Consider the following 10704-nt stretch of genomic DNA (forward strand, 5'->3'; position numbering starts at 1 on the left):
GGTCCGCACGGCCGCCCCGGAACCACCCCCCCTGTTCCGGGGCGGCCGTCCTCTCTTCTGGCCCTCGCGGCCCTCGCGTTCGCCCTCATCAGCTGGCAGGTCGCCGCCTCCGGGCCGCTGCGCCGCGCCGACGAACGGCTCGCGGACGCCGTACGCCACAGCCGCTTCCCCGCCGGAGCCGCTGAACTCCTCGCCGACCTGGGCGGTCTGGCCGTCGCCCCCGCCGTCCTCGCGCTCGCCGCCGGGTACGCCGCGCTCCGTGGCCGCCGAGAGGGGGAACCGCGCTGGTGGCTCGCCCCGCTCGCCGCCGTCCTCGCCCTTGCCGCGGTGCCGCTCCTGGTCGCCCCGCTCAAGGCACTGTTCGCCCGGCCGGGACCGCCGGGCATGAACGGCCTGGACGGGTCCGGCGGCTTCTACCCCTCCGGCCACTCGGCCACGGCCGCCGTCGCGTACGGGGCCGCCGCACTGCTCCTGCTGCCGTACCTTCGCTCCGCGTATCTGCGCCGCGAACTCCTCGTGGGGACCGCCCTGTTGGTGGCCGCCGTCGGGTTCGGGCTGGTGCGGCGGGGCTACCACTGGCCGCTCGACGTGGTCGCGAGCTGGTTCCTCGGCGGGATGCTGCTCATCGCCATGGTGCTCGCGGTGCGTCGGGGCGTACCGGAGCATCCCGCCGAGGACGACGCTCAGCCGAAGTAGGCGTCGAAGTTCTTCGAGAACTCCTCGTTGTTGTGCCGGTCCCAGTTGATCGACCAGGTCATCAGGCCGCGCAGCGCCGGCCAGGTGCCGTGCGGCTTGTACGAGCCGCAGTCGGTGCCCTTGGTGAGGCAGTCGAGGGTCTTGTTCACCTCGGCCGTCGGGACATGGCCGTTGCCCGCGTTGGTGGAGGCGGGCATGCCGATGGCGACCTTCTCCGGCGGCAGTGCGGGGAAGACGTTGTTCGCGTCGCCCGCCACCGGGAAGCCGGTGAGCAGCATGTCGGTCATCGCGATGTGGAAGTCGGCGCCGCCCATCGAGTGGTACTGGCCGTCGAGCCCCATGATCGGCCCGGAGTTGTAGTCCTGGACGTGCAGCAGCGTCAGCTCGTCCCGCAGGGCGTGGATGACCGGCAGGTACGCGCCCGCGCGCGGGTCCTGGCCGCCCCACTTGCCGGTGCCGTAGTACTGGTGGCCGAGCTGGACGAAGAAGGTCTCCGGGGCCATCGTGAGCGTGAAGCCGGCGCCGTACTTGGCCTTGAGGGTCTTCACCGCCGAGATCAGGTGGACGATCTGCGGGGTCTTCGGGTTCTTGAAGTCCGTGTCGTCGGCGTCAAGCGAGAGGGAGTGGCCCTCGAAGTCGATGTCCAGGCCGTCCAGGCCGTAGGTGTCGATGATCGCGGAGACCGAGGAGACGAAGGTGTCGCGGGCCGCGGCGGTGGTCAGCTGGACCTGGCCGTTCTGGCCGCCGATGGAGATGAGCACCTTCTTGCCGGCCGCCTGCTTGGCCTTGATCGCGGCCTTGAACTCCGCCTCGCTCTCGACGTTCGGGCACTCGCTCCGCGGACAGAGCGAGAAGCGGATGTCGCCCGAGGTGGGCGAGGTGGGTTCGCCGAAGGCGAGGTCGATGACGTCCCAGCTGTCCGGTACGTCGGCGAGCCGGGTGTAGCCGGAGCCGTTGGCGAAACTGGAGTGCAGATAGCCGACGAGGGCGTGCGCGGGCAGCGCGGTGGGCCCGGCGTCGGCCGCGCGGGCGTCCGGTGTCGTCATCACTCCTGCCGTGGCCAGGGCCAGGGCCGCGAACACGGCGAGCAGCCCGGTGCGTACGCGGGATCGGGTGCGGTCCACAACTGCCTCCGTACAGGGGGGAATTGGAGAGGTGGAGCGCCGTCAATTTGGTCCAGACCAATCAAGTTGTCAAGACCTCTGGCAGCGGCCGGGCTCTCAAGTCGGCGTTGTAGCCCGGTAGTTCACCGCTGTCCGTTCACCGTGGTCCGTCCCCCCGCTCGCCCTCGCCTCTGGGGCCACCGTGCTTGCTGCCCCTGGCCAGTTGGGCCGCCGCCTCGTGCATGGCGAGTTCAAGGAGCGCGGGGTCGTTGAGGGTGCCCGAGCCGTCCGGCGGGACCAGCCAGCGCACGCCGCCGGTGGCCCGGCCCGGGTACGGCACGACGATCCAGGTGCCCTGTCCCGCGCCGCGCACCCCCGTACCGATCCAGCTGCTCACCGTGCCCGCGGGCACGAAGAAGCCCATCCGGGCGTCGCCGAAGTCGGCGAGCACGGGTCCTGGGCGGTCGATGCAACGATTCAGCACGTCGAGGGTCGGATAGCCGAGCTCCCCCGGCAGGATCAGCACATCCCAGAGCTTGCCCGCCGGAAGCAGCGCGACCCCCAGCGGGTTGCGCTCCCACTCCCAGCGGCAGGCCTCGGGGTTCGGTGCCACCGAGACCAGCCACTCCACTGCCGACTTCGCCCCCGTACCAGTCATGGCAGGGCCTCCCTTTCGTTGACGCACGATGCGTGTCACGAGAGAGAGGCCGTCGAGCCGCCGCCATTACGCGGGTTCTGAAAAATTGTTGATAAAAGCTCGGCGGAGCCTCAGCTGTCGAAGCCGAGGCCCATCCGGTCCATGGTCCGCAGCCACAGATTCCGGTGCCCGTCGCGGTCGTCGGCGCGGGCGAGGGACCACTTGGTCAGGCCGATCCCGGCCCAGGCGAAGGGCTCGGGCGGGAACGGCAGCGGCTTCGTACGGACCATCTCCAGGGAGGTCCGCTCGGTGCGCTCGCCCGCGAGCAGGTCGAGCATCACGTCCGCGCCGAACCGCGTGGCGCCCACCCCGAGCCCGGTGTACCCGGCCGCGTACGCCACCCGCCCCTTATGCGCCGTACCGAAGAACGCCGAGAACCGGGAACACGTGTCAATGGCGCCGCCCCAGGCGTGGCTGAAGCGCAGACCGGCCAACTGCGGGAAGCAGTCGAAGAAGTGGCTCGCGAGCTTCGCGTACGTCTCGGGCCTGTGGTCGAGCGCGGAGTCGAGCTTCCCTCCGTACGGGTAGATCGCGTCGTAGCCGCCCCAGAGGATGCGCTGGTCGGCGGTGAGCCGGAAGTAGTGGAACTGGTTGGCCGCGTCGCCCAGGCCCTGCCGGTTCTTCCAGCCGATCGCGGCGAGCTGGTCCGGGGTGAGCGGTTCGGTGGTCAGGACGTAGTCGTAGACCGGGACCGTGAGCGGGCGGACGCGCTTGACCAGGGACGGGAAGACGTTCGTGGCGAGCGCGACCCGGCGGGCCAGGATCCGGCCGTACGGGGTGCGCACGGCCATGCCCGCGCCGTGCGCGACGAGGTCGGTGGCCGGGGTGTTCTCGTACACGCGGACGCCGAGCCGCAGGCAGGCGGCCTTGAGACCCCAGGCCAACTTGGCCGGGTCGAGCATCGCGACGCCCGCCCGGTCGTGCAGGCCGCCGTGGAAGGTCGGCGAGTCGACCTGCTCGCGCACCGCGTCCGCGTCGAGGAGTTCGACGCCGTCGGCGAGACCGAGGCGGCTCATCTCGCCGTACATCTCCGTGAGTTCCTCGACCTGGTGCGGCGCGGTGGCCACGTCGATCTCGCCGGTGCGCTCGAAGGCGCAGTCGATGCCGTGACGGTCGAGCGCCGCCTCGATCTCGTCGAGGTTGCGGGCGCCGAGCTCCTCCAGCTTCGCCAGCTCGCCGGGCCAGCGGGCCAGGCCGTTGCCGAAGCCGTGGGTGAGCGAGGCGGCGCAGAAGCCGCCGTTACGGCCGGAGGCGGCCCAGGCCGCCTCCTGCGCCTCGATCAGGACGACCTCGCGGTCGGGGTCGCGTTCCTTGGCGATCAGGGCGGTCCACAGACCGCTGTACCCGCCGCCGACCACGAGGAGGTCGCACCGCTCGCCGCCGGTGAGGGCGGGCTCAGCGGCCGGCCTCGCGGGGTCGTCGAGCCAGTACGGGACCGGCTTGACGCCCGCGAGGGTGTCCAGGACTTCTGCACTGCTCATGGCACCTGGGGCCATGGCTTCCAACTCCCTTGAGAACTACATGAATCGCCCGCGCGACTTACACGGACTGTTTCTTGCGCCGGTTGCCGAGGAGCATCCCGGCCAGGACGCAGATCACGGCCACGGCGAACATCGCCGAACCGATGACATTGATCTGCACGGGGGTGCCGCGCTGCGCCGAGCCCCAGACGAACATCGGGAAGGTCACGGTCGAGCCGGCGTTGAAGTTGGTGATGATGAAATCGTCGAAGGAGAGCGCGAAGGCCAGCAGCGCGCCCGCCGCGATACCCGGCGCGGCGATCGGCAGCGTCACCCGTACGAAGGTCTGCACGGGCCCCGCGTACAGGTCGCGGGCCGCCTCCTCCAGGCGCGGGTCCATCGACATCACGCGGGCCTTGACCGCCGTCACGACGAAGCTCAGGCAGAACATGATGTGCGCGATGAGGATGGTCCAGAAGCCCAGCTGCGCGCCCATGTTGAGGAAGAGCGTGAGCAGCGAGGCGGCCATGACGACCTCGGGCATCGCCATCGGCAGGAAGATCAGCGAGTTGATCGCGCCGCGCGCCCGGAAGCGGTAGCGGACCAGGGCGAAGGCGATCATCGTGCCGAGCGCGGTCGCGCCGAGCGTCGCCCACAGCGCGAGCTGCAGGGAGAGCGAGAGCGAACCGCACAGGTCGGCGACGCCGCACGGGTCCTGCCAGGCGTGGGTGTCGAACTCCTGCCAGGCGTAGTTGAAGCGGCCCTTCGGCTTGTTGAAGGAGAAGACCAGGACGACGAGGTTCGGCAGGATCAGGAAGCCGAGCGTCAACAGGCCCGCGAGGACGACGAGATGGCGCCGTATCCAGAGCAGCACTGGCATCAGACCAGGTCCTCCGTCCCGGACTTGCGGATGTAGAAGGTGACCATCAGGAGGATCGCCGCCATGAGGATGAAGGAGAGCGCGGCCGCCGTCGGGTAATCGAGGACGGTGAGGAACTGCGACTGGATGACGTTGCCGACCATCTTCTCGCTGGTGGAGCCGAGCAGTTGGGCGTTGACGTAGTCACCGCTTGCCGGGATGAAGGTGAGCAGCGTGCCGGAGACCACACCCGGCATCGACAGCGGGAACGTGATCCGCCGGAAGGTGGTGGCGGGCCTGGCGTACAGGTCACCGGCAGCCTCGTGCAGGCGCGGATCGATCCGCTCGAGCGAGGTGTAGAGCGGCAGGATCATGAACGGCAGGAAGTTGTACGTGAGTCCGCAGACCACCGCGAGCGGGGTGGCCAGGATCCGGTCGCCCTCGGTCATGCCGAGCCAGCTCGTCACGTCCAAGACGTGCAGCGAGTTGAGGACGCCGACGACCGGGCCGCCGTCCGCGAGGATCGTCTTCCAGGCGAGCGTGCGGATCAGGAAGCTGGTGAAGAACGGCGCGATCACCAGGATCAGTACGAGGTTGCGCCAGCGGCCCGCGCGGAACGCGATCAGATACGCCAGCGGGTAGCCGAGCAGCAGGCAGAAGAGGGTCGCCAGGCCCGCGTACAGGATCGACGTGAGGAACTGCGGCCAGTACTCGGCGAGCGCGTCCCAGTACGTGGCGAAGTGCCAGGTGACCTTGTACCCGGCCTCGAGGGACCCGGTCTGCACCGAGGTCGAGGCCTGGTAGAGCATCGGCAGCGCGAAGAACACGAGCAGCCACAGGATGCCGGGCAGCAGCAGCCAGTACGGCGTGAGGCGGCCGCGTCTGCGGGGTGCTTTCGCCGGCGTCTGCGGTGCGGGGGCGGCGGGCGGCGCCTCGGTGAGCGTCGTCATGACGTCGCCTCTTCCTTGGCGTCCGTCTCCACCGTCTCGACGCCCGCGTCGATGGCCTGAGCCGCGTCGAGGCCGAAGGTGTGCTCGGGGTTCCAGTGCAGGACGACCTCGGCGCCGGGGGCGAGCCGCCCGTCACGCTCGACGTTCTGCACGTACACCTCCAGGCCCGCGCAGACCGGGGAGTCGATGACGTACTGGGTGGAGACGCCGATGAAGCTGGTGGCGGTCACCCGGCCGGTGAGGCGGTTGCGGCCCGTCGGAATCTCCCCCGCGTCGTCGGCGTGCGCGAGCGAGATCTTCTCCGGGCGGATACCGACGAGCACCTTGCCGCCGGTGGAGGTCGGGGCGGAACATCGCGCGGCCGGCAGGACCAGCTTGCCGTCGCCCGCCTTGAGGGTGAGGGTGTCGCCGTCCTGCCCGGCGATCTCCGCCTCGATGAGGTTGGAGGTGCCGAGGAAGTTCGCCACGAACGTGGTGCCGGGGTTCTCGTACAGGTCGGCGGGGGCGCCCAGTTGCTCGACCCGGCCCGCGTTCATCACCGCGACCTGGTCGGCCATGGTCATGGCCTCCTCCTGGTCGTGGGTGACGTGCACGAAGGTGATGCCGACCTCGGTCTGGATGCGCTTCAGCTCCAGCTGCATCTGGCGGCGCAGCTTGAGGTCGAGGGCGCCGAGCGGCTCGTCGAGGAGCAGCACGCGCGGGTGGTTGATCAGCGCGCGGGCCACGGCGACGCGCTGCTGCTGGCCGCCGGAGAGCTGGTGCGGCTTGTGCTTCGCCTTGTCGCCGAGCTGCACCAGGTCGAGCATCTCGCCGACCTGCTTCTTCACCGACTTGATGCCGCGCCGGCGCAGACCGAAGGCGACGTTCTCGTGGATGTCGAGGTGCGGAAAGAGCGCGTACGACTGGAAGACGGTGTTCACCGGGCGCTTGTACGGGGGCAGCGCGGTGACGTCCTGGGCGCCGAGGTGCACGGTGCCGCTGGTGGGCTCCTCAAGTCCCGCGATCATGCGCAGAGTTGTGGTCTTGCCACAGCCGGAGGCGCCGAGGAGCGCGAAGAACGAGCCTTCGGGGATGGTCAGGTCGAGGGGGTGCACGGCGGTGAAGGAGCCGTAGGTCTTGCCGATGCCGGTGAGGCGGACATCGCCGCGCGTCGTGTCGTCAGTCATGGTTCCTACCGGGGAGTCGAAGGGCCGGGGGGACGCTTACGCGCCGGTGAGCTGGGCGAACTTGGCCTCGTACGCGGTCTCTTCCTTGGGAGTGAGCGCGCGGAAGCTGTTCGACTTCTCGGCCATCTCCTTGTCCGGGACGATCAGCGGGTCGTTCGCGGCCTCCTCGGAGATCTTCGCGAGCTCCTCCTTCACTCCGGCGACCGGGCACACGTAGTTGATCCACGCGGCGAGCTCGGCTGCGACCTTCGGCTGGTAGTAGTGGTCGATGAGCCGCTCCGCGTTCTCCTTGTGCCGCGCCTTGTTGGGGACGAGCAGCACATCGGTCCCGGTGATGTAGCCGCTGTCAGGGATGTGGAACCTGACGTCCGGGTTGTCGGCCTGGAGCTGTACGACGTCTCCGGCCCAGGCGAGGCAGGCCGCGAGGTCGCCCTTGGTCAGGTCGGCGGTGTAGTCGTTGCCGGTGAAGCGGCGGATCTGCCGCTTGTCGACGGCCTTCTGGAGCCGTGCGGCGGCCGCGTCGAAGTCGTCCGTGGTGAACTTCGACGGGTCCTTGCCCATGTCGAGCATGACCATGCCCATGGAGTCGCGCATCTCGGAGAGGATGCCGACCTTCCCCTTGAGCTTGGGGTCGTCGAGCAGCTGCGAGAGCGAGGTGACCTCACGGCCGCCGGTCGCCTTGATGTTGTACGCGACGACCACGGAGATACCGGCCCACGGGTAGGTGTAGGCCCGGCCCGGGTCCCACTCCACGTCGCGGAACTGCGGGGCCAGATTGGCGTACGCGTTCGGCAGGTTGGCCGGGTCGAGCTTCTGCGCCCAGCCGAAGCGGATGAGCCGGGCGGCGAGCCAGTCGGTGACGCAGATCAGGTCGCGCCCGGTGTCCTGGCCGGCCGCGAGCTGCGGTTTGATCTTGCCGAAGAACTCGTTGTTGTCGTTGACGTCCTCGGCGTACTTGACCTTGATACCGGTCCGTCGCGTGAACGCCTCGAGGGTCGGACGGCGGTTCTTGTCCTTGTCGTCGACGTCCATGTACTCGGTCCAGTTGGAGAAGTTGACGCGCTTCTCCTGGTCCGAGTGGTCCTCGGATGCGCCGCCGCCCTCGCTCCGGGCGGCGGGCGGGATGCCGCAGCCGGAGAGGACGCCGAGACCGCCGACACCGAGCGCGCCCGCGCCACCGGCGCGCAGCAGCGACCGGCGGCCGACGACGGGCCTGCGGTTCTTGAACGCGCGGCGCATGGCGGCCAGTTGGACGGAGTTCGGAAGGTCGGGCTCGTACTGCTGCATACGCGTGCTGCCCTTTCGGGATGACCCTTGCGGGAGCCCCCTGGCCGGGGGCGTGCTGACGGGAGGCGGCCGGTGGTCGGTCGGCCTTGGTGCGAGGACCGGCCGACGGTGCCGGCCGGCCCGTCGTCGCTATCGGTCCCCGAAGACGGTGCGGTGCCAGTCCTTCCTCGCCACCGCGGTGTTGTCGTACATGACGTGCTTGATCTGCGTGTACTCCTCGAAGGAGTACGCCGACATGTCCTTGCCGAAGCCGGACGCCTTGTAGCCGCCGTGCGGCATCTCGCTGAGGATCGGGATGTGGTCGTTGACCCACACGCAGCCCGCCTTGATGGCGCGGGTCGCGAGCCCGGCCCGGAACACGTCGCGGGTCCAGGCGGAGGCGGCGAGCCCGTAGGGGGTGTCGTTGGCGAGCCGGATGCCCTCCTCGTCGGAGTCGAAGGGCAGCACCACGAGCACCGGGCCGAAGATCTCCGCCTGCACGATCTCGCTGTGCTGCGCGGCGTCGGCGACGAGCGTCGGCCGGTAGTACGCGCCCTCGCCGAGGCCGTCGTTCTTCGGGGCCTCGCCGCCGGTGACGATCCGGGCGTAGCCGCGGGCCCGCTCGACGACGGCGGCGACGCGGTCGCGCTGGGCGTGCGAGATCAGCGGGCCGAGGTCGGTGGACGTGTCGAAGGGGTCACCGAGCCGCACGGTCTCCATGAGGTCGGCGACCCCGCTCACGAAGGCGTCGTAGAGCGGGCGCTGGACATACGCGCGGGTCGCGGCGGTGCAGTCCTGGCCGGTGTTGATCAGCGCACCGGCGACCGCGCCGTGCACCGCGGCCTCCAGGTCGGCGTCGTCGAAGACCACGAACGGGGCCTTGCCGCCGAGTTCCAGATGCAGCCGCTTCACGGTGCTCGTGGCGATCTCGGCGACGCGCTTGCCGACGGCGGTGGACCCGGTGAACGAGGTCATCGCGACATCGGGGTGCCCGACCAGGTGCTCACCGGCGTCCCGCCCGGCGCCCGTGACGATGTTGACGACACCGTCCGGGATGCCCGCCGCTGTGGCGGCCTCGGCGAAGAGAAGCGAGGTCAGCGGGGTGAGCTCGGCGGGCTTCAGGACGATCGTGTTGCCCGCGGCGATGGCGGGGAGCACCTTCCAGGCGGCCATCTGGAGCGGGTAGTTCCAGGGCGCGATGGAGCCGACGACGCCGATGGGCTCACGCCGTACGTACGAGGTGTGGTCGGCGGAGTACTCCCCCGCGGACTGCCCCGCCAGGTGCCGGGCGGCGCCCGCGAAGAACGCCGTGTTGTCCACGCTGCCCGGTACGTCGAACTCGCGGCTCAGCTTGATCGGCTTGCCGCACTGCAACGACTCGGCCTGCGCGAACTCCTCGGCCCGCTCGCCCAGTACGGCCGCGAAGCGGTGCATGGCGTCGGAGCGCTCGCCGGGGGTGGCACCGGCCCAGCCGGGGAAGGCGTCCGCGGCGGCGGCCACCGCGGCGTCGACGTCGGTGGCGCCGGCCAGTTCGTAGTCGTACACCTCCGCGCCCGTCGCCGGGTCGACGACGGAGTGCCTGTTGCCTGAGGTGCCGGGGCGCAGCCGCCCCGCGATGTACTGCGCGCCGTCCGCGAGGCGTTCCTGCGCGGGGAAGCGGGTCTGGAGAGGGTCCTGAAGGGGGTTCTGGAGGGGGGTCGTTTCGCTGTTGCTGCTGTTGCCCATCACGCGCTCTTCCGTAGCTCCAGCTCGAATTGAGTGCCGATCCTGACAGAGCAGGGACACTTCGCCAAGGGATTCCGTTGTTGCCTTTTGGTTACGCGACGGAATCGGTCGACCAGGTGTCCAGTTACCCGGAACATCCAAGGACGGATTGTCAGTGGCTCCTGGAAGACTCGCATGCATGTCCGAGGGGAACATCGACGCAACGACCGTCGACGACAACACGACCATCGATCCGATCACGGCGCTGGCCCGGCGCATCGACCGCGGGGAGCGGGTGAAGTTCCTGCACTTCTGGGGGCACACGCCACGCAAGGACGGCCAGATCGGGGCGAGTTGCCTCAGCCAGTGGTGGCAGTCGCCGTTCACGGTGGACGGTGTGGAGTACGCCACGGCGGAGCACTGGATGATGGCCGCGAAGGCCCGCCTCTTCGACGACCCGGAGGCCGAGCGCATGGCGACGGCGGCGACCTCGCCGGGTGCGGCCAAGAAGGCGGGCCGCCTGGTCCGCGGCTTCGACGAGTCCCGCTGGGAACGCGAGCGGTTCGGCATCGTGGTCGAGGGCAGCGTCCACAAGTTCGGCGCCCACCCCGAGCTGCGCGACTACCTCCTGGGCACGGGCGACCGCGTCCTGGTCGAGGCCAGCCCGCGGGACCGCATCTGGGGCATAGGCCTGACCGCGACCGACCCCCGCGCCGAGCACCCGTCCCAGTGGCGCGGCACGAACCTGCTGGGCTTCGCCTTGATGGAGGCTCGGGGGCGGCTTCGGGGGTAGGGGGCGCGAT

The 10704-nt window shown here is 69.9% G+C and carries 10 protein-coding genes; 2 read left to right on the forward strand and 8 right to left on the reverse strand.

The genetic code is table 11. The annotated features are described in order from the left end of the window. Nucleotides 1–696, forward strand: a 696-nt coding sequence (locus GUY60_RS26770; RefSeq protein ID WP_246235718.1) for a phosphatase PAP2 family protein, incomplete at its 5' end; no start/stop codon positions are given. On the opposite strand, the gene GUY60_RS26775 is transcribed toward GUY60_RS26770, so the two are convergent. The 8 genes from GUY60_RS26775 to GUY60_RS26810 form a co-directional block, all read right to left on the reverse strand. Then, a complete protein-coding gene (locus GUY60_RS26775) occupies nucleotides 684–1820 on the reverse strand; it encodes a chitinase (protein ID WP_376771325.1) in 1137 nt (378 codons plus the stop codon). The genes GUY60_RS26770 and GUY60_RS26775 overlap by 13 nt on opposite strands. A 136-nt stretch (nucleotides 1821–1956) precedes the next feature. Continuing rightward, the gene (locus GUY60_RS26780) at nucleotides 1957–2457 is read right to left on the reverse strand and encodes a hypothetical protein (protein WP_161702282.1); all 501 of its coding nucleotides are present in this window, start codon (nucleotides 2455–2457) and stop codon (nucleotides 1957–1959) included. A gap of 110 nt (nucleotides 2458–2567) precedes the next feature. Beyond that, nucleotides 2568–3992, reverse strand: a complete 1425-nt coding sequence (locus tag GUY60_RS26785) for an NAD(P)/FAD-dependent oxidoreductase (protein ID WP_161702284.1) — start codon at nucleotides 3990–3992, stop codon at nucleotides 2568–2570. 43 nt (nucleotides 3993–4035) lie between these two features. After that, a complete protein-coding gene (locus tag GUY60_RS26790) occupies nucleotides 4036–4836 on the reverse strand; it encodes an ABC transporter permease (RefSeq protein WP_161702286.1) in 801 nt (266 codons plus the stop codon). Then, nucleotides 4836–5765, reverse strand: coding sequence for an ABC transporter permease (locus tag GUY60_RS26795; protein WP_161702288.1), 930 nt, complete (start codon nucleotides 5763–5765; stop codon nucleotides 4836–4838). Before GUY60_RS26795 ends, GUY60_RS26790 begins: the two co-directional genes overlap by 1 nt. Then, nucleotides 5762–6931 (reverse strand): ABC transporter ATP-binding protein, encoded by a 1170-nt coding sequence (locus GUY60_RS26800; protein WP_161702290.1) that lies wholly within the window; start codon nucleotides 6929–6931, stop codon nucleotides 5762–5764. The genes GUY60_RS26795 and GUY60_RS26800 overlap by 4 nt, the downstream gene beginning before the upstream one ends. Before the next feature lie 36 nt (nucleotides 6932–6967). Further along, entirely contained in the window at nucleotides 6968–8218 is a 1251-nt protein-coding gene (locus tag GUY60_RS26805) for a polyamine ABC transporter substrate-binding protein (RefSeq protein ID WP_161702292.1), read from the reverse strand. A gap of 129 nt (nucleotides 8219–8347) precedes the next feature. Further along, nucleotides 8348–9922: a gamma-aminobutyraldehyde dehydrogenase gene (locus GUY60_RS26810; protein ID WP_161702294.1), complete on the reverse strand. Its 1575-nt coding sequence runs from the start codon at nucleotides 9920–9922 to the stop codon at nucleotides 8348–8350. 178 nt (nucleotides 9923–10100) lie between these two features. Here GUY60_RS26810 and ybiA point away from each other — a divergent pair, with 178 nt between their 5' ends. Further along, nucleotides 10101–10694 carry a riboflavin biosynthesis intermediates N-glycosidase gene (ybiA, locus tag GUY60_RS26815; RefSeq protein WP_161702295.1) on the forward strand — a complete coding sequence of 198 codons (594 nt, stop codon included), beginning with the start codon at nucleotides 10101–10103 and terminating at the stop codon, nucleotides 10692–10694. The last annotated feature ends 10 nt before the right edge of the window (nucleotides 10695–10704 follow it).

Origin of the sequence: Streptomyces boluensis, from assembly GCF_009908195.1 — a bacterium.
In the GTDB taxonomy this organism is placed as follows: domain Bacteria; phylum Actinomycetota; class Actinomycetes; order Streptomycetales; family Streptomycetaceae; genus Streptomyces; species Streptomyces boluensis.

Excerpts from the sequence above, each read along its gene's own strand:
- GUY60_RS26790 (WP_161702286.1), bottom strand. The coding sequence starts at position 4,836 with ATGCCAGTGCTGCTCTGGATACGGCGCCATCTCGTCGTCCTCGCGGGC.
- GUY60_RS26795 (WP_161702288.1), bottom strand. The coding sequence starts at position 5,765 with ATGACGACGCTCACCGAGGCGCCGCCCGCCGCCCCCGCACCGCAGACG.
- GUY60_RS26785 (WP_161702284.1), bottom strand. The coding sequence starts at position 3,992 with ATGGCCCCAGGTGCCATGAGCAGTGCAGAAGTCCTGGACACCCTCGCG.
- GUY60_RS26805 (WP_161702292.1), bottom strand. The coding sequence starts at position 8,218 with ATGCAGCAGTACGAGCCCGACCTTCCGAACTCCGTCCAACTGGCCGCC.
- GUY60_RS26810 (WP_161702294.1), bottom strand. The coding sequence starts at position 9,922 with ATGGGCAACAGCAGCAACAGCGAAACGACCCCCCTCCAGAACCCCCTT.
- GUY60_RS26780 (WP_161702282.1), bottom strand. The coding sequence starts at position 2,457 with ATGACTGGTACGGGGGCGAAGTCGGCAGTGGAGTGGCTGGTCTCGGTG.
- GUY60_RS26800 (WP_161702290.1), bottom strand. The coding sequence starts at position 6,931 with ATGACTGACGACACGACGCGCGGCGATGTCCGCCTCACCGGCATCGGC.
- ybiA (WP_161702295.1), top strand. The coding sequence starts at position 10,101 with ATGTCCGAGGGGAACATCGACGCAACGACCGTCGACGACAACACGACC.